At 70.8% G+C, this 21,878-nt stretch carries 25 protein-coding genes and 1 pseudogene; 20 read left to right on the plus strand and 6 right to left on the minus strand.

Features of this window, described 5'->3' with window-relative positions; genetic code table 11:
* Nucleotides 1-108: 108 nt before the first annotated feature.
* Together M4D82_RS21240 and M4D82_RS21245 are read left to right on the plus strand one after the other, a co-directional pair.
* Nucleotides 109-879, plus strand: a complete 771-nt coding sequence (locus tag M4D82_RS21240; RefSeq protein ID WP_249767543.1) for an IclR family transcriptional regulator — start codon at nt 109-111, stop codon at nt 877-879.
* Nucleotides 876-1,286: a RidA family protein gene (locus M4D82_RS21245; RefSeq protein WP_249767544.1), complete on the plus strand. Its 411-nt coding sequence runs from the start codon at nt 876-878 to the stop codon at nt 1,284-1,286. Before M4D82_RS21240 ends, M4D82_RS21245 begins: the two co-directional genes overlap by 4 nt.
* A 77-nt stretch (nt 1,287-1,363) precedes the next feature.
* Here M4D82_RS21245 and M4D82_RS21250 read toward each other — a convergent pair whose 3' ends face one another.
* A complete protein-coding gene (locus M4D82_RS21250; RefSeq protein ID WP_249767545.1) occupies nt 1,364-2,698 on the minus strand; it encodes a M14 family metallopeptidase in 1,335 nt (444 codons plus the stop codon).
* 128 nt (nt 2,699-2,826) lie between these two features.
* Nucleotides 2,827-4,521: a chitinase gene (locus M4D82_RS21255; RefSeq protein ID WP_249767546.1), complete on the minus strand. Its 1,695-nt coding sequence runs from the start codon at nt 4,519-4,521 to the stop codon at nt 2,827-2,829.
* A gap of 383 nt (nt 4,522-4,904) precedes the next feature.
* Here M4D82_RS21255 and M4D82_RS21260 point away from each other — a divergent pair, with 383 nt between their 5' ends.
* The 13 genes from M4D82_RS21260 to M4D82_RS21320 all read left to right on the plus strand — a co-directional run bounded on the left by M4D82_RS21260 (nt 4,905) and on the right by M4D82_RS21320 (nt 14,823).
* Nucleotides 4,905-5,852, plus strand: coding sequence for a hypothetical protein (locus M4D82_RS21260; protein WP_249767547.1), 948 nt, complete (start codon nt 4,905-4,907; stop codon nt 5,850-5,852).
* A 40-nt stretch (nt 5,853-5,892) separates the two neighbouring features.
* On the plus strand, nt 5,893-6,594 hold the full coding sequence (gene cpaB, locus M4D82_RS21265) for a Flp pilus assembly protein CpaB (RefSeq protein ID WP_249767548.1): 702 nt from the start codon (nt 5,893-5,895) through the stop codon (nt 6,592-6,594).
* 7 nt (nt 6,595-6,601) lie between these two features.
* Complete coding sequence (locus M4D82_RS21270; RefSeq protein ID WP_249767549.1) at nt 6,602-7,909, plus strand: CpaE/TadZ family protein; 1,308 nt, start codon at nt 6,602-6,604, stop codon at nt 7,907-7,909.
* A 3-nt stretch (nt 7,910-7,912) separates the two neighbouring features.
* The gene (locus M4D82_RS21275; protein ID WP_249767550.1) at nt 7,913-8,278 is read left to right on the plus strand and encodes a TadE/TadG family type IV pilus assembly protein; all 366 of its coding nucleotides are present in this window, start codon (nt 7,913-7,915) and stop codon (nt 8,276-8,278) included.
* 4 nt (nt 8,279-8,282) lie between these two features.
* Nucleotides 8,283-8,648, plus strand: coding sequence for a TadE/TadG family type IV pilus assembly protein (locus tag M4D82_RS21280; RefSeq protein WP_249767551.1), 366 nt, complete (start codon nt 8,283-8,285; stop codon nt 8,646-8,648).
* Between the two features lie 2 nt (nt 8,649-8,650).
* Nucleotides 8,651-9,997: a TadA family conjugal transfer-associated ATPase gene (locus M4D82_RS21285; protein WP_249767552.1), complete on the plus strand. Its 1,347-nt coding sequence runs from the start codon at nt 8,651-8,653 to the stop codon at nt 9,995-9,997.
* Nucleotides 9,994-10,932 carry a type II secretion system F family protein gene (locus tag M4D82_RS21290; protein ID WP_249767553.1) on the plus strand — a complete coding sequence of 313 codons (939 nt, stop codon included), beginning with the start codon at nt 9,994-9,996 and terminating at the stop codon, nt 10,930-10,932. Before M4D82_RS21285 ends, M4D82_RS21290 begins: the two co-directional genes overlap by 4 nt.
* A gap of 16 nt (nt 10,933-10,948) precedes the next feature.
* Nucleotides 10,949-11,851 (plus strand): DUF5936 domain-containing protein, encoded by a 903-nt coding sequence (locus tag M4D82_RS21295; RefSeq protein WP_249767554.1) that lies wholly within the window; start codon nt 10,949-10,951, stop codon nt 11,849-11,851.
* Entirely contained in the window at nt 11,851-12,540 is a 690-nt protein-coding gene (locus tag M4D82_RS21300; RefSeq protein ID WP_249767555.1) for a response regulator, read from the plus strand. Before M4D82_RS21295 ends, M4D82_RS21300 begins: the two co-directional genes overlap by 1 nt.
* A gap of 110 nt (nt 12,541-12,650) precedes the next feature.
* Nucleotides 12,651-12,896, plus strand: a complete 246-nt coding sequence (locus tag M4D82_RS21305) for a hypothetical protein (RefSeq protein ID WP_249767556.1) — start codon at nt 12,651-12,653, stop codon at nt 12,894-12,896.
* Nucleotides 12,896-13,552 carry a pilus assembly protein TadG-related protein gene (locus M4D82_RS21310; RefSeq protein WP_249767557.1) on the plus strand — a complete coding sequence of 219 codons (657 nt, stop codon included), beginning with the start codon at nt 12,896-12,898 and terminating at the stop codon, nt 13,550-13,552. The genes M4D82_RS21305 and M4D82_RS21310 overlap by 1 nt, the downstream gene beginning before the upstream one ends.
* Before the next feature lie 31 nt (nt 13,553-13,583).
* Entirely contained in the window at nt 13,584-14,180 is a 597-nt protein-coding gene (locus tag M4D82_RS21315; RefSeq protein WP_249767558.1) for a hypothetical protein, read from the plus strand.
* A 4-nt stretch (nt 14,181-14,184) separates the two neighbouring features.
* Nucleotides 14,185-14,823: an OmpA family protein gene (locus M4D82_RS21320; RefSeq protein WP_249767559.1), complete on the plus strand. Its 639-nt coding sequence runs from the start codon at nt 14,185-14,187 to the stop codon at nt 14,821-14,823.
* Here M4D82_RS21320 and M4D82_RS21325 read toward each other — a convergent pair.
* Entirely contained in the window at nt 14,820-15,362 is a 543-nt protein-coding gene (locus tag M4D82_RS21325; protein WP_249767560.1) for a TetR/AcrR family transcriptional regulator, read from the minus strand. The two genes, M4D82_RS21320 and M4D82_RS21325, sit on opposite strands and share 4 nt — an antisense overlap.
* Nucleotides 15,363-15,457: 95 nt before the next feature.
* Between M4D82_RS21325 and M4D82_RS21330 the strand changes: the two genes are divergently transcribed.
* Both M4D82_RS21330 and M4D82_RS21335 read left to right on the plus strand, forming a co-directional pair.
* Nucleotides 15,458-15,883: a nuclear transport factor 2 family protein gene (locus M4D82_RS21330; RefSeq protein WP_249767561.1), complete on the plus strand. Its 426-nt coding sequence runs from the start codon at nt 15,458-15,460 to the stop codon at nt 15,881-15,883.
* Nucleotides 15,884-15,956: 73 nt separating this feature from the next.
* Nucleotides 15,957-16,073 (plus strand): annotated as a pseudogene (locus tag M4D82_RS21335) (IS982 family transposase); the annotation flags it as partial.
* Here M4D82_RS21335 and M4D82_RS21340 read toward each other — a convergent pair.
* On the minus strand, nt 16,045-16,914 hold the full coding sequence (locus tag M4D82_RS21340; protein ID WP_502988974.1) for a TetR/AcrR family transcriptional regulator: 870 nt from the start codon (nt 16,912-16,914) through the stop codon (nt 16,045-16,047). The pseudogene M4D82_RS21335 and the gene M4D82_RS21340 overlap by 29 nt on opposite strands.
* Here M4D82_RS21340 and M4D82_RS21345 point away from each other — a divergent pair.
* The gene (locus tag M4D82_RS21345) at nt 16,880-17,464 is read left to right on the plus strand and encodes an RBBP9/YdeN family alpha/beta hydrolase (RefSeq protein ID WP_249767563.1); all 585 of its coding nucleotides are present in this window, start codon (nt 16,880-16,882) and stop codon (nt 17,462-17,464) included. The genes M4D82_RS21340 and M4D82_RS21345 overlap by 35 nt on opposite strands.
* 365 nt (nt 17,465-17,829) lie before the next feature.
* Nucleotides 17,830-18,045, plus strand: a complete 216-nt coding sequence (locus tag M4D82_RS21350) for a DUF1272 domain-containing protein (protein WP_249767564.1) — start codon at nt 17,830-17,832, stop codon at nt 18,043-18,045.
* Between the two features lie 154 nt (nt 18,046-18,199).
* Here the strand turns inward: M4D82_RS21350 and M4D82_RS21355 are convergent, their stop codons facing one another.
* Both M4D82_RS21355 and M4D82_RS21360 read right to left on the minus strand, forming a co-directional pair.
* On the minus strand, nt 18,200-19,222 hold the full coding sequence (locus M4D82_RS21355; RefSeq protein ID WP_249767565.1) for an SGNH/GDSL hydrolase family protein: 1,023 nt from the start codon (nt 19,220-19,222) through the stop codon (nt 18,200-18,202).
* A gap of 139 nt (nt 19,223-19,361) precedes the next feature.
* Entirely contained in the window at nt 19,362-19,955 is a 594-nt protein-coding gene (locus tag M4D82_RS21360; RefSeq protein ID WP_249767566.1) for a TetR/AcrR family transcriptional regulator, read from the minus strand.
* A gap of 129 nt (nt 19,956-20,084) precedes the next feature.
* Here M4D82_RS21360 and M4D82_RS21365 point away from each other — a divergent pair, with 129 nt between their 5' ends.
* Nucleotides 20,085-21,677 carry an MDR family MFS transporter gene (locus tag M4D82_RS21365; protein WP_249767567.1) on the plus strand — a complete coding sequence of 531 codons (1,593 nt, stop codon included), beginning with the start codon at nt 20,085-20,087 and terminating at the stop codon, nt 21,675-21,677.
* Nucleotides 21,678-21,878 lie beyond the last annotated feature (201 nt).

Raw genomic sequence — 21,878 nt, forward strand, 5'->3', positions numbered from 1 at the left:
CGTTGCGTCGTGCGCCGCATGCTGTCTAACATCCCGGATGACGGTGGGTCAACGTCCCGCCTCGGGCGCCCCGTGGGGAAGGTGCCCACCACGGGGAGGGGATGCGGCGTGAGTCAGTCCGTGGAGCGGGCGCTGCTGATCCTGCCCGCCCTGGCGCGCGGACCGGTGGGCCTCGGGGAGGTCGCGGCCGGCCTCGACGTGCACAAGAGCACCGCGCTGCGGCTCCTGCGCACCCTCCACGCGCACGGCTTCGTCTACCGCCAGCCCGACGGCCGCTACCGGCTCGGGGCGCGGCTGTTCGCGCTGGCGGCCGAGGCGGTGGAAGGCCTGGACGTACGGGAGATCGCGCATCCGCACCTCGTCGACCTCAACGCGGCCACCGGGCACACCGTCCACCTCGCCGTCCACCAGGACGACGAGGTCATCTACATCGACAAGGTGGAGAGCCGCTACCCGGTGCGCATGTACTCGCGCATCGGCAAGCCGGTGCCGCTGACCGTGGCAGCCGTCGCGAAACTGCTGCTCGCGGACCTGCCGGAGGCCGAGCGGCAGGCGCTGGCCGGCCGGATCGACTACCCGCGCCACACCTCCCGCTCGACGCCGGACGCCGAGGCGTTCCTGCGCGAGCTGGCCCTCGTCCGCGAACAGGGGTGGGCCAGTGACCTCGGCGGCCACGAGGAGTTCATCAACTGCGTGGCCGCCCCGGTGCGCGGGCCGAACGGACGCGTGGTCGCCGCGCTGTCCGTCTCGGCGCCGAACGTGGTGGTCACCGCCGCCGAACTGCTCGAACTGCTGCCGTTGGTGCGGCGTACCGCGGACGCCGTCAGCCAGGACTACTCAGGTATCCCCCGCCCCACAGGAACTCAGGAGCACGCGTGAGCGAGAAGACCGCCGTCACCCCCGACACCCACACCGTCCCGCCCGCGCGGTTCTCGCACGGCGTGCGCAAGGGGAACATCCTCCAGGTCGCCGGCCAGGTCGGATTCCTGCCGCACGTGGACGGGCAGCCGCCGACCACCGCCGGGCCGACGCTGCGGGAGCAGACCCTCCAGACGCTGGAGAACGTCCGCGCGGTCCTGGAGGCGGGCGGCGCGGGCTGGGACGACGTGATGATGCTGCGCGTCTACCTGACGGACACGGGCCACTTCGCCGAGATGAACGAGATCTACAACGCCTACTTCGACGAGCAGGGCCTCAAGGAGGCCCCGGCGGCCCGCACCACCGTCTACGTGGGGCTCCCGGCCGGTCTGCTGATCGAGATCGACGCGCTGGCCGTACTGGGCTGACCGGCGCGCCGCGCGCGCGGGAAGGGCGCCCCCCTGGCGGTGGGGCGCCCTCGTCCCGGGTCGGGACACGCAGGAGGCTAGGAGCAGTACTGCGCTTCCTTGCCGATCGAGCGGTACATGCAGTCCGCGTTCTCCAGGAGCTGGAGCACGGCCTCCTTGTTGCGGCTCGTCTCGCGGTCGATCACCTCGTCGGGCGGGTAGAAGCCGCCGCCGCCCGAGCCGGCCGGGTACATCTCGAAGGTGTACCCGAAGATCTTCTGGTCGCCCCACAGCCAGTCGTCGATCGTGCCGTCGGTGATGTACAGGTCGCTCGACTGCTCGGGCGTGTAGCCGTTGCTCGCCGCCATGCTCGTGCCGACCTTCTTGAAGGCGGCGAGGTCGTCGGCGGTCAGGCCCGGGGCGGTGTCGTTGTAGGTCCAGCCGAAGGGCCAGAGGACCAGCTCGCTGTACGTGTGGAAGTCGATGGCGGCCTTGATCTGCTGCTTGCCGCCCACCACCCGGCCGCGCACGAAGTCGGAGACCGCCTTCACCTCGGGGGCGGACTCGGCGGCCGGCCCGCGGTAGGTCTCGGAGCCCTTGCTGCCGCTGGAGCCGCCGCAGCAGCCCCACTTGTAGTTCCAGTTCCGGTTCTCGTCGGTGCCGACGTAGGAGGAGCCGGCGTTGGGCTGGCGGTTCTTGCGCCACGAGCGGTAGGAGCCGGTGGCGATGTCGTACTCGCCGCCGTCGGGGTTGAGGTCCGGGATGATCCAGATCTCGCGGGCGTTGACCATGTTCGTGACGCGGGACTCGGCGCCGTACTTGGAACCGAGCTCCTTGAGCAGGTACAGGGCCATCTCGACGGTGAGGTGCTCACGGGCGTGCTGGTGGGCCGTGAAGAGCACCTCGGGCTCGGCCTCGTCCGTGGCCACGTTGTCGCTGATCTTGATCGCGACCAGGTCGCGGCCCTGGTAGGACTTCCCGATGACCCGCTTGCTCATGATCCCGGGGTACTGGGCGATGCGCTGGTCGATCTCCGCGTTCGCCTCGGCGTAGTTGTGGTAGCGCGAGTCCGCCGACGGGAAGTCGTTCGGGCTCGCCGCGATCCCGCGCTCGGAGCGGTCCGGCGGGCCGGGCAGGGCGTTCAACCGGTAGCCCAGCGCCCGCAGGGCCTTGGCCTGCGCGGGGTCGGCGGTGACCACGACCGAGTGCGCGTCCACCTCGTCGATGGAGACGCCCGTACGGGTCAGGGCCGAGCGCTCCGCCGGCGTGGCCGGGCCGTGGATCTCGTACTGGCCGAGGGCCTCGTCCTGGGTGGCGGTGGACGGGGTCGGCGGTGGCGCTGCCGTCGCGCTCATGCCGTAGGCGGGTGCGCCGAGCGCGAGCGCCAGCAGGGCCGCCGTGACGGCGGCCCTCCGGCGGGTATGGAGCCGCATGCGTTTCTCCTGGGTCGGGAGTGTGGGGGGTAGCCGTGCGGACGCGCACAGCGTGCTCTCATGGCATGTCCGGGTCAAGAACGCGTGGTGCGTTCCGAGCCGATTCAGGCCACCCCCACAGCTACCGCCTACGGGAGCCCGTGGACCTTCGGACCCACCGTGTTCGACCAGGTGCTACCCGCCTTGGCGTCCCAGTTGGTCGACCAGGTCATCGCACCGCGCAGCCCGGGGTAGGTCTTCGACGGCTTGAAGGACCCGCAGTTCGTGCCGCGGGCCAGGCAGTCGAGGGCGTTGTTGACGATGGTCGGGGAGACGTAGCCGCTGCCGGCGCCGCTCGGCGAGGCCGGGACCCCGATGCCCACCTGGGACGGGTCGAGGCCGCCCTCCAGCTGGATGCAGGCCAGGGCCGTCAGGAAGTCCACCGAGCCCTGGGAGTAGACCTTGCCGTCGCAGCCGTTCATCGAGCCGCTGTTGTAGTACTGCATGTTGACGACGGTGAGGATGTCCTTGATGTTCAGCGCCGTCTTGAAGTAGCCGCCCTGCGTGGACTGCATGTCGATGGTCTGCGGGGCCATGGTGATGACGAGCGAGGGGCCCGCCTTCGCCGACAGGGCGCGCAGGGCCTGCGTCATGTAGGTCGGGTTGAGGCCGTTCTCCAGGTCGATGTCGATCCCGGTGAAGCCGTACTCCTGCATCAGCGCCCAGGCGGAGTTCGCCAGGTTGTTCGCCGAGGCGGAGTCGTTGACGGTGATGGTGCCCTTCTCGCCGCCGATGGAGAGGATGACGGACTTGCCGGCCGCCTTCTTCGCGGCGATGTCGGCCTTGAACTGCGCCACCGTGTAGCCGCCGAGGCCCGCCGAGTCGAGGTTGAAGGCGATGGCGCCCGGCGTGGTCGTGGCGTCGGCGAAGGAGACGGCGATGATGTCGTACTGCGCCGAGACGTCGGAGAGCTTCTGGACGGTCGCGCCGTTGTTGAAGTTCTGCCAGTAGCCGGTCAGGGCGTGCTTGGGCACCGAGGGGTTCGGGTTCGGGTCGCCGCCGCCGGTCGTGGTGCCGGTCACCGGCGCCGACCGGGGGCCCTCGCCCGCCGCGTTGTACGCGCTCACCTGGAAGGAGTAGGAGGTGGACGGGGACAGGCCGGTGATCGGGGTGCTCGTGCCGGACACCGTCTGTACGCGGGTCCCGTCCCGGTAGACGTGGTAGCCGGCCGCCCCGCTGACCGCGTTCCACGAAAGGGTGAGGCCGTTCGCGCTCTGGCCGGAAACGGCGGCTCCCGCCGGGGCGCCGGGGACGCTCGGGCCGGGGTCGGTGCCGCCGCCGCCGTCCGGACCGAAGACGCTGAACTCGTCCACCACGTAGGCGGGCTGGCCGTACCAGCCGTGCGTGTGGACGGTGACCTGGGTGGTGTTCGCCCCGGTGGTGAACGTGGTCGACAGCTTCTGCCAGCCGGAGCCGGAGCCGGGGGTCCAGGTGGAGACGTCCTGGGTGCCGGTGCCGGTCGCGCCGAGGTAGACGTAGCTGCCCTGGACCTGGGCGCTCAGGGTGTACGTGGAATTCGGCTTGACCGTGACGGTCTGGCTGCAGCGCGCGTTGTCCGAACCCGCCGGGGTGGCCTTGAGGGCGCCCGCGCCGGCGAACACCGGGGAGGCGACGACGGCGCCCGACCCGCCGGAGCAGGACCAGTTGGCGAGGCCGGACTCGAAGCCTGCGTTACGGGCGACGTTGACGTCGGCGGCCTGGGCGGTGCCCGTCGCCAGGGCGGAGAGGCCGCCGGCGGCGAGGGCCGCGGCACCCAACAGGGCGAGGGATCGTATGCGGTTCACATGGGCTCCGTGGGGGGAGGAAGGGAAGGAGTGAACGAGGGGCGGTACGCGAGACAAGAGGGGGGAGTGGGGATCCCCCGGGTCGGACGTCGCACGCGAGTTCCGGTGCGGCCAAGGTGGTCCAGACCAATCCCCGTGTCAAGAGTGTTTGCGAAGTGGCTTGAAATGAACGGACACCCGATCCCTGTTGTCCGGGTTTCCGAGCACCTGTGACATGTGCTTCCGGCACAGGAATCACCAAGGCCCTGCCCTGTCAGGGGCGTCGCGGATAAGGTGCTCGGGCAAGGGGGAAGCGCGTCGATCGTTTGCGGTCGCGCAGTACGTGCGCGTACGTGACGACCACGCCAACGGGCGTGGCGTAACGGGTGAACGGGGGGATTCACGTGCCGACCGCCATCGCTGTCACCAGCGCCGACCTGGTGCTGCCGGCCCCTGACCGGCACACCCCGGGAGCCGCCGTCCTGCGCCCGTCCGGCGAGGCCGACCTGGAGGCCTCGCTCGCCGAGACCACCGCCCTGCTGGAGCGCCACGGCCACCTGCTGGTCGTCGTACCGCCGTGGCTGCCGGCGGCCGTCACACGCCGGCTGTACACCGTCCGGGCCATCCTGGAGAGCGATCGGATCGCGCTCCTCGACATCGATCTGCCGCCGCTCGGCGTCGCCGTGCTGGTGCGTCAGCTGCGCCAGCTCACCGTCTGCGACTTCAGCCCCGGCGTGATCGCCTCCGCCGCCCGCCTGCTGTCCCACTACGTCTACGCGGGCGCCCTGCTGGGCACCGTCGCGAAGCTGGACCGGGTGCCCGTCGGGCTGAAGGCGCACGCGCGGTCCTGGTCGCCGTCCGCCCAGTTCGCCGTACTCGCCCATCCACAGCCGCACCTCGCCCGGCTCGGGGCCGCGCCCGCGCCCGGGGCCTCCGTCCTGCCGCCCGGACCCACCTTCGCCACGCACCTGACGTTCGCGCGCGGGCAGCTGACCTCCGACTGGGTGACCGCCGAACTGGCACCCGCCTGGCAGGTGCAGGGCGTCATGGAGAACCCGCTGCCGGCCGACTCCGCCGGCTGGTGGGCGACCCCGAAGCTCGTCGAGTTCGCCGCCGCCATCCCGGACGTGTCCGTGCTCTACCAACTCGTCGCCTCGGTCCGCCGCGAGCGCTGCCGCTGGTGCGGCCTCGAACTCATCGGCGACCGCTGCGGCTTCTGCGCCGCCCCGCTGGCCCCGCCGCCCGCCGCACCACCACACGCCACGGCCCCGCACGCCACGGCACCGTCCGCGAGCCCCGTGTCGTCAGGCGCGCGGGCGCACGCGCGCACCCGCTCCAGATCCCGATCCTGACCGGCCCGAACGAACGAAGAACGGCGAGGTAGTACGGCCCATGAACTCACGCCAGCGCCGCGGCGTCATCCTGCTCCTGCTGTCGGTCCTGTGCGCCCTCGCGGCCTTCGGCGGGGTCCTCGTGGTCATCGGCGACGTCAACTCCAAGGTCGGGTCCGAGGTGGTCGCGTACCGGGTCAAGGGCGACATCGCGCCGTACAGCCCGCTCACGGCGGGCCAGTTCGAGCAGGTCACCGTCCCCAAGCGATGGCTCTCCGAGACCGCCGTCACCGACCTCGGCGCGCTCCAGGGCAAGATCGCGCTCACCACCCTGAAGAAGGGCTCGCTCCTGCAGAGCGACATGGTCGTCGACAAACCGCAGCTCCAGGCCGGCGAGCAGGAGATCGCCATCATGGTCGACGCGGAGACGGGCGTGGCCGGCAAGATCACCTCCGGCGCCAAGGTCAACATCATCGCCACCTTCAAGGGCGCCAAGGAGACCGACCCCGCCCGGTCCGTGATCATCGTCCCGAACGCCCGCGTCCTCGGCGTCGGCAAACTGACCTCCCTGGAGAAGGACGGCAACAAACAGGGTCCCGCCGAGGTCGTCCCGATCACCTTCGCCCTGAACACCAAGGACACCCAGCGCGTCGCCTACGCCGAGTCCTTCGCCGTGCACGTCCGCCTGGCCCTGGTGGCCCCCGGCACCGAATCCGCGCCCGGCCCGAGCGAGCGCACGTACACCCTCGACGGGGACAAGTGAGGCCCGGATGACCACCCGAATCCTCCCCGCGGCCGCCGACCCGGACGCCGCCCGCGCCATCGTGGCCCTCATCGGCCAACTCCCGGACGCCGAACCGGCCGCCCCCGTCCCCGACTCGACCAGCCTGCTCGACACCCTCGCCCGCCTCGCCGCCGCATCCGTGGACGAGCTGCCCGAGGTGGTCCTCGTCCACGAGCGGATCGGGCCGGTGCCCGCCCTGGAACTGATCCGCGAGGTCGCCCTGCGCTTCCCCGCGGTCGGCGTGGTCCTGCTGTCCTCGGAGGCCGGCCCCGGCCTGTTCTCCGCTGCCATGGACTCCGGCGCCCGGGGCCTGATCGGCCTGCCGCTCGGCTACGAGGAGCTCGCCGCCCGCGTCCAGGCCGCCGCCCAGTGGGCCGTCGGCGTACGCCGCCACCTGGGCGGAGGCGTGCGCGTGCCGACCGGGCCGGGCGGGCGGGTCGTCACCGTCACCGGGGCCAAGGGCGGCGTCGGCACCACCTTCACCGCCGTGCAGTTCGCGCTGGCGGCGGCCGCCGCCGGACGGCGTACCGCCCTGGTCGACCTCGACCTCCAGGCCGGCGACGTCGGCTCCTACCTCGACGTGCAGTTCCGCCGCTCCATCGCCGACCTCGCCGGCATCCAGGACATCTCCCCCCGGGTCCTCCAGGACGCCGTCTACGACGACCGCACCGGCCTCGCCCTGCTGCTGGCCCCGGCCGACGGCGAGCGGGGCGAGGAGGTCGACGAACGGGCCGCCCGCCAGGTCATCGGCGCGCTGCGGGCCCGCTACGAACTCGTCGTCATCGACTGCGGCACCGTCGTCACCGGCGCCAACGCCACCGCCGTGGAACTCGCCGACGTCGCCGTCATGGTCACCACCCCCGACGTGGTCGCCGTACGGGCCGCCAAGCGGATGGTCCGGATGTGGGAACGGCTCCAGGTCCGCAAGGCCGAGGAGACCACGATGGTGGTCAACCGCTGGAGCAAGCACACCGAGATCCAGCCCGCCCTCATCCAGAAGATCACCCGGACCCGCCCCACCCGCACCCCGGTCCCCGCCGCCTTCAAGGAACTCCAGGCGGTCGTCGACGCCGGCCGGGTCCAGGACCTCGACAACCGCTCGACGGTCAAGCAGGCCCTGTGGACCCTGGCCGGCGAACTGGGCCTGCTCACCGCCCCCGGCGAGGCCGCCGCGATCCCGGACCAGGGCGCCCTGGCGCCGGCTCCGACTCCGGTCGGCCGCTCCGGCGGCGCGGCCCTGGCGGTCCGCGCGGCCGGCCCGGTGGCCCGCCTGCGGCGCGGCCGGGAGGGCTGAGACATGCCCGTACGCCGGGACCGGAGGAGTGACCGCGGCCAGGTGGCCGTCGAGTTCGTCGGGATGGTCCCGCTCATCCTGCTGCTCGTCGCGGCGGTGTGGGAGTGCGTACTGATCGGCTACGCCTTCTCCCTCGTCGGCAACGCGGCCGACGAGGCGGCGCGCGCGGGGGCGGTGAAGGACGACGGGGCGTGTGTCGCCGCCGCGGGGGAGCACATCGGTTCGGCCTGGGGGATGGCCGTCGACTGCGGTCAGGCCGGCGACGTCTACAAGGCGACCGTGACGGTGCGGATCCCGGTCCTCTTCCCCGGACTGAACTTCGGCGAGCTGGACGGCACCGCCGGCGCGGCCATGGAGAGGGAGGAGTGAGGACGTGAGGACACCGCGCACACGCTCCGACCGGGGTCAGGTCGCCCTGGAGTACATCGGCTTCGTCCCCATCCTGCTGTTCGTCGCGCTCTGCGGGATCCAGCTCGGCTGGGTGGCGTACGTCCACGAACAGGCGGACACCGCCGCCCGTACGGCGGCCCGGGTGGAGGCCCGTAAGGGCACCGGCGGGGAGGCGGCGGGCAAGGCGGCCGTGCGGGGAGGACTCACCGCGAAGGTCGTCGTGACGAAGGACGACGACGCCGTCACCGCGAACGTCTCCATCACGATCAACTCGATCATTCCCGGTCTGAACCCCGAACCGGCGAAGGCCACCGCCGTCATGCCCAACGACGACCCGAAGGGACCCTGACCATGAGCCTGCGTTCCCGGGTCACCACCCCCGACGACAGCCGCGGTCCCCGCGAGGACGGCCGGCTGGTCTCCTCGTACCGGGCCAAACTGCTGGAGGAGATCGACCTCGCCGAGATGTCCGCGCTCGCGCCCGCCGAGCGCCGGGCGCGCCTGGAGCGGGTCCTCGGGCACATCATCAGCCGCGAGGGCCCCGTCCTGTCCACCGTCGAACGGGCCCAGCTGATCCGCCGGGTCGTCGACGAGGCCCTCGGCCTCGGCGTGCTGGAGCCGCTCCTCGAAGACGCCTCCATCTCCGAGATCATGGTCAACGGACCCGACCAGATCTTCGTCGAACGCGCCGGCCGGGTCGAACAGCTCCCGCTGCGCTTCGCCTCGCACGAGCAGCTGATGCAGACCATCGAGCGCATCGTCTCCACCGTCAACCGCCGTGTGGACGAGGCCAATCCGATGGTCGACGCGCGCCTGCCCAGCGGGGAGCGCGTCAACGTCATCATCCCGCCGCTCTCCCTGACCGGCGCCACCCTCACCATCCGCCGCTTCCCGCGCGCCTTCACCCTGCCCGAGATGATCGCGCTGGGCTCGCTGGACGAGCAGATGCTGCTCCTGCTGTCCGGGCTGGTCCAGTCGAAGATGAACGTGATCGTCTCCGGGGCCACCGGCACCGGCAAGACCACCCTCCTCAACGCCCTCTCCGGGCTGATCCCGGAGGGCGAACGCATCATCACCATCGAGGACTCCGCCGAACTCCAGCTCCAGCAGGCGCACGTGATCCGCCTCGAATCCCGCCCGGCGAACGTCGAGGGCAAGGGGCAGATCACCATCCGCGACCTCGTACGCAACTCCCTGCGCATGCGTCCCGACCGCATCATCGTCGGCGAGGTCCGCGGCGGCGAGACCCTCGACATGCTCCAGGCCATGTCCACCGGCCACGACGGCTCCCTCGCCACCGTCCACGCCAACAGCTCCGTCGAAGCCCTCACCCGCCTCCAGACCCTCGCCTCCATGTCGGAGATCGAGATCCCCTTCGAGGCGCTCCAGGACCAGATCAACAGCGCGGTCAACGTCATCGTCCAGCTCACCCGCTTCGGTGACGGCTCACGCCGCATCACCGAGATCTCCGTCCTCGAATCCCACGGCCGCGAGCCGTTCCGGATCACCACCGTCTGCCGGTTCCTGGCGCAGCCGATGGGCCGCGACGGGCGCGTCCAGGGCCACTTCGTCTACCACCCGCTGCCGCGCGGCGTCGCCGAACGCCTCTACCTGCACAACCAGCCCGTCCCGCAGGCCTTCGGCGTGGCCCCGCCCGACGCCTTCCACGACCCGCTCACCTCCCGGACCGTCCTGTGACCAACCTCGTCCTCCTGACCCTCGGCGCCACCCTGCTGGCGGGCCTGTTCGTGTCCCTCGGGGTGCACGCGTACGCCGCCGGCCTCGCGCAGCGCGCCGCCCTGGTCGAACGCCTCTCCGCGGAGGGCGTCCCCGAGCCGACGGGCCGGCGGCGCCGCTTCCAGGGCGTCGACCGGCGCCTGCGCGGGACCCGGTTCGGGCGTCGCATCGAGCTGAAGCTCGCGACGACCGGCCTCGACCTGACCCCGGGCGAGTTCTTCGTGTACATGCTGGCGGCCATCGCGGGCGTCTGGCTGGTCTGCGCCTCCCTGCTGGCGCCCTTCTTCGGGCCGGTGGCCGGCCTGATCGGCGTCTGGGCCGCCAACGCGTTCCTCAACTGGCAGCGGGCCCGGCGTACGGAGCGGTTCATCAACCAGCTCCCCGAGCTGGCCCGCATCCTCGCCAACGCCACCCAGGCCGGGCTGGCCCTGCGGACCGCCATCGGGATGGCGGCCGAGGAACTGGAGGCGCCGGCGGGGGAGGAACTGGCCCGGGTAGCGGACCGGCTCGCGGTCGGCCACTCCATCGAGGAGGCCCTCGGGGAGATCGTCGAGCGGCTCCCGTCGCGCGAGCTGGTCGTCCTGGTGTCCACCCTCGTCCTTTCGGCGCGGGCGGGCGGCGCGATCGTGGGGAGCCTGCGGAACCTGACCGTGACCCTCGAACAGCGCAAGGAAACGCGCAGGGAGATCCGTACGCAGCTCTCGCAGGTGACGGTGACGGCGTACCTGGTGCCGGCCATCGGACTCGGCTCGCTGCTGCTCGTCAACGCGATGATGCCGGGCGCCCTGGACCGGATGACCGGCGCGTTCGTCGGGCAGGTCGCGGTGATCGTCTCGCTCGGACTGTTCGCGCTGGGCTTCTTCCTGATCCGCCGGCTGTCGAAGATCGACGTGTGAGGGGGCGACCGACACCGTGAACGCGTACCTCCCCTTCCTCCTCGCCCTGGTCGCCGCCCTGTCCGTCTTCGGCATCCTGCACGGCGTCCGGCTCTACCGGGCCGACGTGAAACTCCCGAGCGACCTCGCCCTCGCCCTGGAGGTCGGCGCCACCCGCACCACCGCCGTCGGCTCCGTCGTCGACCGGCTCGGCATCCGCTGGGCGCCACTGGTGCTGCGGCTGATGGGGCCCAAGCAGGTGGCGCGCAAGCGCCGTCAGATCGACATGGCGGGCAACCCGGCCGGCCTCACCATCGACCGGTACGCGGCGCGGCGCGCGGTGTACGGGTTCCTGGGCGGATTCGGCGCGCTCGCCATGCTGTTGAACGGCCGGCTCGTGCCCGCCCTCCTCATGGTGGCCTTCGGGCTGTTCTGGATCGAGTTCGGCCTGTGGTCGGCGATCCGGGTCCGGCGCGACCACATCGAACGGATCCTGCCCGACTTCCTGGACGTGCTCGCGGTCGTCGTCAGCGCCGGGCTGGGCTTTCGGCAGGCGCTGGAGCGGGTCGCCGACAAGTACGACGGGCCGTGGTCGGACGAGATCCGGATCACCCTCCAGCAGATGGACATGGGCGTCAGCCGCCGCCAGGCCTTCGACGACCTGCGCCGGCGCAACGACTCCGAACAGGTCGCCCAGTTCGTCACCGCGCTCCAGCAGGGCGAGGAGCTGGGCTCGCCGATCGTGGACACCCTGATCGCCATCGCCGAGGACATGCGGCGCACCGATGCCCAGAACGCCCGCCGGCGCGCGGCGCGGGCCGTCCCGAAAGCCACGTTCGCGGTCACGATGTTCATGCTGCCGGGGACGCTGATCCTGCTGGTCTGCGGCTTCGTCTACGGGGCGAACGTGGACTTCGGCGCGCTGCTCGGGGGGTCGTGATGAGCATCCGCGTCCGCGTCCTGATCGCCGACGACGACCCGGTCGTCCGGGCGGGCCTGAGCGCCCTGCTGTCCGCTACGGAGGACCTCCGGGTGGTGGCGGAAGCAAGAGACGGCCGCGAGGCCTTGCGTCTGACCCGCCTCCACACTCCGGACGTGATCCTGCTGGACGTCCGCATGCCGGGCGTCGACGGCATCTCCGCCCTCCCGCACCTGGTCACCCTGGCCCCGGTCCTGATGCTGACCCACAGCCGCGACGCGGGCACCGTACGGGAGGCGCTGCTGCTGGGGGCGGGCGGCTATCTGGTCCACGGCGAGTTCACCGCCGACGACCTGATCCGCGCGGTCCGCGACGTCCGCGAGGGCCGCGCCCACTTCACGACGACGGCCGCGACGGCCCTCCTCGCGAACCTCCGCGCCTCTTCGCAACCGCAACGGACTGTGGCATCCTCGACGGAGCGGATGCACAACTCGATGACGTACGGCCTGAGTTCGCGGGAGGCGGAGATCATGGACCTGATCGCGTCCGGGATGAGCAACCAGCAGATCGCCGGAGCGTGCTTCATCAGCGAGAAGACGGTCAAGAACCACATCAACCGCATCTTCGCGAAGCTCCAGAGCGCCACCCGCAGCGAAGCGATAGCCCGCTGGCTCGGAACCGCCCGTCCGGAAGTGACCGGCCATGGCTGACCACCCCCCACAGTGGGTCCGCCTTTGGGCCCCGGGACCCTTGGTGACGACCCGTAACCCAACGTACCGTCCGCAAACCGACACCGCCCCCGGCCCGGGAGGAACCCCCCATGTCACACGACACGCTGCTGAAGGCATCGGTGGAGGCGAAGCTCCGCCTGACCGCGTGGACGGACACGGCGGTATCGCACCTCCGCAAGCGCCACGCCGCCCACGACAGAGGCCAGACCGCGTTCGAGTACCTGGGCATCATCCTGGTCGTGATCGTCATCATCGGAGCGATCGTCGGCTCGGGCATCGGGACCGAGATCACCACGAGGATCAAGAAGGCAGTGACGGACATCAAAGCCGGCTGATGGGGGCGCGGTTCACGTCTGACTCCAGCCGCGGGCAGGCCTTCCCCATCTACGTCGTGGTGGTGGCGGGTCTGCTCTTTGCTGCGCTGGCCCTGTTCGTCGTCGGCCAGGCCTCGGTGACGCGCAGCGACGCACAGGGCGCCGCCGACGCCGCGGCCTTGGCGGCGGCCAAGGACGTACGTGATCACCTGGCTCCCGGGGTCAATCTGGTGGACCTGGAGCCCGAGGGGTGGGGCGAGATCCTCAAGGGGAATCTGTTCGCTCCCGGCCGTGGATGCGCGCAGGCCGATGTCTTCGCGGGGAAGAACGGTGCGAAGGCGTCGTGCACGGTGGCAGGGCTCAGCGTCACCGTGGCCGTCGAGACGGAGCGGACGGTCGGCGATTCGGTCCTCCCCGGCACCGATGGCATGCACGGAACGGCCTCCGCCACGGCGGTGATCGAACCACGCTGTCACCTCGGGGCCCTCCCGCCGGGCGGGGGAACTCCGACGCCGACGCCGGTGGGCACGGCTCCGCCGACGGATGGTCCGACACCCAAGCCCGCCACGGTGACCATCGAGTGCAAGGGGGGCAAGGGGATCACGTTCGATCCTTCCAAGCCCGAACCGTGGCGCACAGTGGCGAGGGCGTTGTTCGATGTGCGCCTGGACAAATGACCATGAACGATCCGACAAGGAAGCAGCGCAGATGAGCATTCGGCAGACGGCGAAGGTCCGTGGGGGAGCGGCTGCTGCTGTGGTGGCGGCCCTGGCTGTCGCATTGGCCGGGTGCGGCGTTGGGGACGACGCCAAGTCCCCGAATGATCCGAAGGATTCGCAGGCTGCGTCTCAGACCAAGGGGACGCCGCAGCCTCTCGCGCCGAGTGCCGGCGACAAGAACTCGGATCCCACGGTCGTGCTCGCCACGGTGAATGGAGCGAGCGGCATGACGATGGTCATCAACTCCGTTCAGCGCGACGCCGGCGGGTTCCTCACGGTGAACGGACAGATCAAGAACGCCGGCAGCGAGGTCTTCGCGGGCACGTCGGCATGGCGCGGCATCGAGTTGAAGGGCAGCGGGGAATCCGTGGCGGGTGCGACGCTGGTCGACAAGGCGGGCAAGAAGCGCTACTACGTCCTGAGGGACACGGAATCAAGGTGCCTGTGCACTACCGGAATCTCCAGCGTCGCCGCCGGACAGACCGTGCCGTTCTTCGCTCAGTTTCCGGCCCCGCCCGCTTCCACTACCGAGGTTGAGTTCAGCCTCCCCACCTTCGCCTCGGCAACCGTCAAAATTTCCGGGTGACCTCATGACGACACTGCATCGCGCGGCCGCAACGACAGCCATCTCCGCCCTGGTCATCGCCGGGGCCCATTTGATCGGTGCGACGGCGGCGTACGCCGATGACCCCCAGCCGTCCGTGCCACCCGGGACGGAGCCGTCAGCTGCCGCGCCCGTGGCGATCGATTCGAATTCCCCCGGGCTCAAGATTCCGCAAGGGGGGACCCTCGCGCCGATCAAGGTGCTGGACATCGCCGAGGTCGTCGAGGATCTCGGCGGGGAGCAGCGGCGGCAGGAGACGAACCAGACCGTCATGATGGCGCTGCAGTCCGAGGTGCTGTTCCCCGAGAACAGCGCGGTGTTCAACGCCCAGGCCGCCGCCCGGATACAGGCCATCGCCAACGAGATCAACACCCAGAAGGCCACCCGCGTCCGCGTCTTCGGGTTCACCGACGACCAGGGCAGCTACGAGCACGGCAAGGAACTCTCCAAGCAGCGCGCCGACGCCGTGCAGGCGGAGCTGGCCAAATCCGTGACCAACCCCGGCGTCACCTACGACGTTCGCGGTTACAGCGAGGACTACCCGATCGCCGACAACGGCACCGAAGAAGGCCGCAAGAAGAACCGCCGCGTGGAGATCACCTTCCCGCGCGGCGCGACCGGCTAAGGCGGGGTCAGGAGCCGCTTCGCCGCCTCCCCGGCGCGGCGGGCCGGTTCCGGGCCCGGGTCGAGGGCGGCGACCACCGTGGCGCCCTCGACCAGGATCAGCAACTGGTCCGCCAGGACCGGGTCGGGGGTCAGCGTGCCGAGCAGCGACCGCAGCTCCGCCTTGTGGCGGCGTACGACGTCCAGCACCCCGGCCGGCCCCGCGCCGAGTTCCCCGTACGCGTTCAGGAACGCGCAGCCCCGGAAGTCCGGCTCCTGGAACCACCCCTCCAGCCACACGAAGACCGCCGCCACCGGGTCGGGCGCCCCGACCACCGCCTCCCGCAGGCTCGCCGTCCAGCGCCGGTCGCGCCGCTCCAGGTACGCCGTGACCAGCGCCTCCTTCGACGGGTAGAGCCGGTAGAGCCGCTTCAGCGCGACCCCGGACTCCGACCGGACGCGGTCCATCCCGACCGCCTGCACGCCCTCGGCGTAGAACAGCGCCTCCGCCGCGTCCAGCAGCCGGGTCCGGATCTGTTCGTCGTCTGTGCGGGGGTCCATGAAGGAAGGGTAGTTCAGATCCGCTTGCCGCGAGAACGGTCGTTCTCTATCGTGAGGGAGAACGATCGTTCTCCGCCTGTCCAGAGAGGCCCCGCATGACCACCCCCGCCGTACGCCCGCCCCTTCCCCCCTTCACCGAGGAGTCCGCCCGAGCCAAGGTGCAGGCCGCCGAGGACGCGTGGAACAGTCGCGACCCCGAACGCGTCGCGCTCGCCTACACCGAGGACTCGGTCTGGCGTAACCGCGACCGCTTCCTCACCGGCCGCGACGAGATCCGCGCCTTCCTCGCCGACAAGTGGGAACGCGAACTCGACTACCGCCTCCGCAAGGAGCTGTGGGCCTACACCGGCAACCGCATCTCCGTCCGCTTCGAGTACGAGTGGCACGACGCGGCCGGCCAGTGGTTCCGCAGTCACGGCAACGAGCAGTGGGAGTTCGACCCCGACGGCCTCATGCGCCGCCGCGAGGCCAGCATCAACGACGTCCCCATCACCCCCGAGGCCCGCCGCCTCCTCGCCTAGCCAATCGACTCCACCCCGCTGCCCTGCGCGGCCTCCCGCGAGACCGTTAAACGCTCCGACCTGGCCGGACACGACCCCGGCCGGGGTCTTCGCCCGCACCGGACGACGACTCCTCGCCCTGGCCGCCGGCATCTGGCACAACTGGACCACGGGCGCCAAGATCAAACGGTCTCTGATCGCCTACGACCACCGAGAACATCGGACTCATTCATCTGGCGCGTGCCGCGCAGCCCGTCGAGGAGACGGGCGACGTGGGCGGGGGCGTCGGCGGGGTCGAGGGGGGCGTGGCCGACCAGGAGGCGGTACCAGAACGGGCCGAAGACCTGGTCGACCGCCAGATCCAGGTCGAGGCCGGGGGCAGAGGGGGTGCCGGTGCCGGTCTCGGTGTCGGGGTGGGTGGCCGGTGGCGGGAGCTCGCCGCGATCGGCGGCCCGCAGCAGGAGCTCCTTGAGGGCGCCGCGCCGGCTCTCCACCCACTGGCGGAAGGGCTCGGCGAAGTCCGGGTCGAGCTGAGCCTCGGCCATCAGGCCGCGCAGTGCCTTGACCCGTAGGGGATGTGCGGCGACGCGGTACAGGGCGGCGACGAACTCGGTGAGATCGCCGGCGAGGCTGCCGGTGTCCGGGGTGGGCATGCGGGCTTCCACGGTCGCGCGGTACGCGTCCATGACGAGCACCGGCTTGGACTTCCACCACCGGTAGACGGTGCTCTTGGCGACGTCGGCGCGTCTGGCGACGCCTTCCATGGTGACGCCCTGGTAACCGACTTCCTCCAGGAGTTCGGCGGCGGCGGCGAGGACGGCATCGTGTGCCTCCTGGCTGCGGACGCGGCCTCCGGTGCGCGGCGGGCGGGTTCGCCTGGTGGGCGATGACTCTGCTGGCACGACGCCAACCGTAGCAGCGTGGTACCGTTTTATCGAAACGCGACGAAGCGTTTCGATAAATGGCCGGCGACCCGGCCGTCCCGCTCGGTCCGGCCGGCACTTCTGGGGGAGAACCATGGGCACGATCGTCGTTTCACACGGATACGGCATGCAGAGCGGCGACCACTGGTACCCGTATCTGCGAGACGAACTGGCCGCCCAAGGCCACGAGGTGCGCGTCCCGCAGCTGCCGGACCCGCTCGCGCCGAGCGCGGACGCCTGGCTGAAGACGCTGGCTGACGAGGTCTCCGCGTCCGGGGTGCCGGCCGCCGGGACCGTCCTCGTCGGGCACAGCCTCGGCGGCGTCAACGTGCTCCGACTGCTCGCCGGGCACGACACCGAGACCGAAGGGCCGTACGCCGGCGTCGTCCTCGTCGCCTCGATGGCCGGCGAGGTCGGCTACGACGCCCTCGCGTCCTTCTTCGACCCCGGCTTCGATTGGGCCCGCATCCGCCGCGCGGCCACGTCCTTCCGCGTCCTGCACGCGGCGGACGACCCGGTGACCGGCGCCGCCACGAGCGAGCACATCATGCGCTTCGTGACCGAGCTGGGAGCGACGGCGACGGTCACCGCCACCGGCGGCCACTTCCCCAGCACCGGCGACAGCCGCCCCCGCCTCCCCGAGGCCGCGAGGCTCGTCCGCGAACTGCTGGGCGCCTGACGGGGCCGACGGCCGGCCCGGAGCCCCGGCTCGCCGGGGTCCCGGGCCGCCGCGGGGCTCATGTCACGCCACTGAACGCCGGTGCGCACTCGGTGCGGAATCCCGTCGATCACCTGCCGGTGATCCCGCCACCTGCCACAACGCCTGTCGCTGACCGGCGGGAACGGCCGCAGCCGTTCCCGTGATCGACCAGACAAGTCCCAGCTGGATGAGTCTGCTGCTTGCAAGCCCCGGGCGGTGGCCGGATGTTACGCAACGCTGTCCCTGTCGACACTGTCGGGTCAAGATCCCCGTTCCGAGAATGGGCACTCGGTTTCGTCCGGGCGGCACCCGGACGATGAACACGTGAACCTGTAAGGGGAGTCATGGCACTGGAGATGCGCGACCGCTGCGAGCGATGTGACACGGCGCTGTCGGAGGCTTCGTCAGCCCGCATATGCACGTACGAGTGCACGTTCTGTGTGTCCTGCGGCGATGCCATGAGGGATACGTGTCCCAACTGCGGCGGTGAACTCGTCGCCCGCCCTCGCCGTGCGCCGGCCCCCGCTGCCGAGCGGACGATCAGTCGCGTTGGTCAGTGATCGTAGGCGGTGGGTGACCGCGCGCGGACGATCACGCCGCCGGGGGCGCGGCAGGGCCTGTCCCGTACGGTCGGCTCGGCCTTGGCGGCGGTCAGCGCGAACGTGATGGGGCGCAGCAGCCGTACTCGGGCCGGCTACCTGCCCGGGTGGGGCGTCAGTCTCTCGACGCCCCCAGGGTGCGCAAGGTTTCCGTGACGCGGTCGGCCTGGTGGGTGGTGCCGCGCACGTTGGGGTGCAGGACCGTGCAGGCCTCGCCCCGCGCGGGGATCGAGCGGCAGAGCTCGGACGGGGGATCGCTCTGGGTGCCCTCGCCGGTCAGGGTGTCCTTGATCCCGTACATCCAGCGCAGCTCCCCGCTCGCGCACACCCCGTGCCCGGCGCTGGAGGCGTACGTGTCCACGTACGCGGCGCCCGCCCGCCCGGCTTCCTCCCGCAGGACGGTGTTGAGTCTGCGCTCCACGGAGTCGAGCCAGGCCGTGTCCCCCTTGGCGACGGTGCCGAGTTGGTTCCAGGAGCCCCAACCGCAGCCCGCCCCGTCGTCCACGACGGCCGGGTAGCCGACCACCGCCACCCCGGCGCGCGGGGCCCGCCTGCGGATCTCGCCCAAGAGGGCGGTGAGGTCGGCTCGCAGAGTCGTGAAGCTCCGGTCGAGCTCACCCGCCGCCGCGCCCCGGGAGTAGTGCGTCGTGCAGGGGTTGCCCATCCCGAAGGCGGCGAGCCCCTTCTCCACGCAGGTGCGGACGATGTCGACGAAGCCGATCGAGTTGCCGCCGGCGCCCACCGTGACCAGGTCGGTGTCGGCGGAAACGGCGTGCACCTGGGGTGGTCGCGCGGCCCAGCCGCCCGGCGGCGGTACGGACGGCGGCCCCGTCAGTTCCGTCTGGGGTTCCAGCAGGCCGGCCCTGACCTCGGCCGCCGAGCACGTCACGTCCGTCAGCCGCGCGCCCAGCCGACGGGCCGCCTGCCGCGGGTAGTTCACCGCCGACCGGCCGCAACCGTCGTCCACGGCCCACGGCCGGACGAAGGCCCCCGCGCTGTACGAGTCACCCAGCGCCACGTAGTCGAGCGTGGCGGCCGAAGAGCCGGCGCCGGGCGCCGCCGCGGCGGGGGTCAGCGCGGCCGCCGCCGCGACCAGGGCGGTTGCGGCGGCGAGTGCGACGCGGGTCCGGGTGTTCATGGCTACGCCTTCCGTCGAAGGCCGCCGGTGCCCGTCGCGACCGGCGGCTATGACGTAACGTAGCGGATTCGACTACGCAGAGTAGTCAATCGACGCGCAAACCACCCTCAGGAATGGTTCGCCGTCCCCCCAAGGGCCCCTACGCCTCGACCCCGTGCGCCCGCGTGATCAGGTCCGTCGCGACCTCCAGGGCCGCCAGCCGCGTCTCCTCCGGGTCGCCCTCCACGTGCTGGAGGAACATCATCCCCGCGTGCAGTGTGAACAGCGCGCTCACGCACCGCACCTGGTCCGTCAGCGGGCCCTCCTCCGTGCGCAGCAGTTCCACCAGCGTGAAGAGGCGCCTCTTGACGGTCTCGCCGATGCTGAGCTCGCGCATCGTCGCCTGGTTCTCCTGCATGAAGCGGTACAGCGAGGCGCCCTGCGCCATGGCCTCGCTGTAGCGGCGCAGCACCTCCCGCTTCATCTCCAGCGTCCGGGGTTGTTCCTGCGCCCACTCGATCAGCTCGTCGATCGGCCGGGTGAGGTCCTCGAAGACGCTGATGATGATGTCTTCCTTGGTCTTGAAGTGGTAGTACAGCGCCGCCTTCGTGACCTCCAGCCGCTCCGCGATCTCCCGGAGCGAGGTCTTCTCGTACCCCTGCTCGGCGAAGAGCTCCAGCGCGACGTCCTGAATGCGCTGGCGCGTGTTCCCGCGCCTGGCCTGCGGGCCCGCGCCGCTGGAGCTGCTGGACATGACTCTCCCTACCGTACTTACTTGACGCCCGGCTAGTGACGGGTCTACCTTCCCCAGTGTAGTGAACTAGCCGGGCGGCAAGTAAGTGCCCGGCCGGGACGAGGAAGCGCTGGTGTCAGGGGAGTGGAAATGACCGAGACAGTCAAGCCGACGGGGGAAGCCGAGGAGGTGAAGCCGCGCAGCGTCCGCGTCGTCCTCATGGCCCTGATGATCGCGATGCTGCTGGCCATGCTCGACAACATGATCATCGGTACGGCGATGCCGACCATCGTCGGTGAGCTGGGCGGCCTGGAGCACCTCTCCTGGGTGGTCACCGCCTACACCCTCGCCACCGCCGCCTCCACCCCCATCTGGGGCAAGATCGGCGACCTGTACGGGCGGAAGGGTTCCTTCCTCACCTCCATCGTCATCTTCCTGATCGGCTCCGCCCTCAGCGGCATGGCCCAGGACATGGGTCAGCTCATCGGCTTCCGCGCCATCCAGGGCCTCGGCGCCGGCGGCCTCATGGTCGGCGTCATGGCGATCATCGGCGACCTGATCCCGCCCCGCGAGCGCGGCAGGTACCAGGGCATGATGGCCGGCGTGATGGCCCTCGCCATGATCGGCGGCCCGCTCGTCGGCGGCACCATCACCGACCACGCCGGCTGGCGCTGGTCCTTCTACATCAACCTCCCGCTCGGCGCCGTGGCGCTCGCGATGGTCTCCGCCGTCCTCCACCTGCCCAAGAAGGCGGACGGAGTGCGCCCGAAGATCGACTACGTGGGCGCGGTGCTGCTGACCATCGCCATCACCTCCACCGTGCTCGTCACCACCTGGGGCGGCACCGAGTACGCCTGGGGCTCCGCCGAGATCATCGGCCTGATCGTCGTCGGCGTCGTCTCCCTCGCCGCCTTCCTCTACGCCGAGACCAAGGCCGCCGAGCCGGTCATGCCGCTGCACATCTTCCGCAGCCGCAACTTCACCCTCATGTCCGTGATCGGCTTCCTCGTCGGTTTCGCCATGTTCGGCGGCGTGCTCTACCTCCCGCTGTTCCAGCAGTCCGTCCAGGGCGCCTCCGCCACCAACTCCGGTCTGCTGCTCCTGCCGATGCTGCTCTCGATGATGGTCGTCTCGCTCGTCGCGGGTCGGATCACCACCAACAGCGGCAAGTACAAGATGTTCCCGATCATGGGTGGCGCGCTCGTGGTCGTCGGCATGTTCCTGCTCGCGACCATGGACACCGGCACCTCCCGCCTGATGTCCGGCGTGTACATGGCCGTCCTCGGCGCCGGCCTGGGCTTCCTGATGCAGATCACCATGCTGGTCGCGCAGAACAGCGTCGAGATGAAGGACATGGGTGTCGCCTCCTCCTCGGCCACCCTCTTCCGCACCCTCGGCGGCTCCTTCGGTGTGGCCCTGATGGGCTCGCTCTTCACCAGCCGGGTCACGGACACCATGTCCGAGCGGCTCGGCCCGGACGCCGCGAACGCCGCCGGCGCCGCCCAGCTCGACGCGGCGAGCCTGGCGAAGCTGCCCGAGCACGTGCGTGACGCCTACCAGCACGCGGTGGCCTCCGGCACGCACTCCGCGTTCCTCCTCGGCGCGGCCATCGCCGTACTGGGCTTCCTGGCGGCCTGGTTCGTCAAGGAGGTCCCGCTGCGGGGCGCGGGTCCGACCACGCAGGCCGGCGACGGCGAGCAGGCCAAGGCCGCGCCCGCTCCGCAGGACTCCCTCGCGCACTGAGCCGAGGCCGAGGCCGAGGCCGAAGTCACGCGGTACATGAGGCGGTTGCCGCCCGGGTCTCCCCGGGCGGCAACCGCCTTCTTCGCGTGTGACGCATGGGTCAACAGTGCCCATGAAGGACTAAAGTCCCTATTACCTGTAATTTATGGGGCAATTAAGGGGAACCCCTCCACAAAACAAGGCGTCATGACCCACGAGACC

Origin of the sequence: Streptomyces sp. RerS4 (genome assembly GCF_023515955.1) — a bacterium.
In the GTDB taxonomy this organism is placed as follows: domain Bacteria; phylum Actinomycetota; class Actinomycetes; order Streptomycetales; family Streptomycetaceae; genus Streptomyces.

Excerpts from the sequence above, each read along its gene's own strand:
- M4D82_RS21285 (WP_249767552.1), top strand. The coding sequence starts at position 8,651 with ATGAGCCTGCGTTCCCGGGTCACCACCCCCGACGACAGCCGCGGTCCC.
- M4D82_RS21310 (WP_249767557.1), top strand. The coding sequence starts at position 12,896 with ATGGGGGCGCGGTTCACGTCTGACTCCAGCCGCGGGCAGGCCTTCCCC.
- M4D82_RS21355 (WP_249767565.1), bottom strand. The coding sequence starts at position 19,222 with ATGAACACCCGGACCCGCGTCGCACTCGCCGCCGCAACCGCCCTGGTC.
- cpaB (WP_249767548.1), top strand. The coding sequence starts at position 5,893 with ATGAACTCACGCCAGCGCCGCGGCGTCATCCTGCTCCTGCTGTCGGTC.
- M4D82_RS21360 (WP_249767566.1), bottom strand. The coding sequence starts at position 19,955 with ATGTCCAGCAGCTCCAGCGGCGCGGGCCCGCAGGCCAGGCGCGGGAAC.
- M4D82_RS21350 (WP_249767564.1), top strand. The coding sequence starts at position 17,830 with ATGGCACTGGAGATGCGCGACCGCTGCGAGCGATGTGACACGGCGCTG.
- M4D82_RS21320 (WP_249767559.1), top strand. The coding sequence starts at position 14,185 with ATGACGACACTGCATCGCGCGGCCGCAACGACAGCCATCTCCGCCCTG.
- M4D82_RS21325 (WP_249767560.1), bottom strand. The coding sequence starts at position 15,362 with ATGGACCCCCGCACAGACGACGAACAGATCCGGACCCGGCTGCTGGAC.
- M4D82_RS21305 (WP_249767556.1), top strand. The coding sequence starts at position 12,651 with ATGTCACACGACACGCTGCTGAAGGCATCGGTGGAGGCGAAGCTCCGC.
- M4D82_RS21345 (WP_249767563.1), top strand. The coding sequence starts at position 16,880 with ATGGGCACGATCGTCGTTTCACACGGATACGGCATGCAGAGCGGCGAC.
- M4D82_RS21365 (WP_249767567.1), top strand. The coding sequence starts at position 20,085 with ATGACCGAGACAGTCAAGCCGACGGGGGAAGCCGAGGAGGTGAAGCCG.
- M4D82_RS21340 (WP_502988974.1), bottom strand. The coding sequence starts at position 16,914 with ATGCCGTATCCGTGTGAAACGACGATCGTGCCCATGGTTCTCCCCCAG.
- M4D82_RS21250 (WP_249767545.1), bottom strand. The coding sequence starts at position 2,698 with ATGCGGCTCCATACCCGCCGGAGGGCCGCCGTCACGGCGGCCCTGCTG.
- M4D82_RS21300 (WP_249767555.1), top strand. The coding sequence starts at position 11,851 with ATGAGCATCCGCGTCCGCGTCCTGATCGCCGACGACGACCCGGTCGTC.
- M4D82_RS21315 (WP_249767558.1), top strand. The coding sequence starts at position 13,584 with ATGAGCATTCGGCAGACGGCGAAGGTCCGTGGGGGAGCGGCTGCTGCT.
- M4D82_RS21275 (WP_249767550.1), top strand. The coding sequence starts at position 7,913 with ATGCCCGTACGCCGGGACCGGAGGAGTGACCGCGGCCAGGTGGCCGTC.
- M4D82_RS21270 (WP_249767549.1), top strand. The coding sequence starts at position 6,602 with ATGACCACCCGAATCCTCCCCGCGGCCGCCGACCCGGACGCCGCCCGC.
- M4D82_RS21330 (WP_249767561.1), top strand. The coding sequence starts at position 15,458 with ATGACCACCCCCGCCGTACGCCCGCCCCTTCCCCCCTTCACCGAGGAG.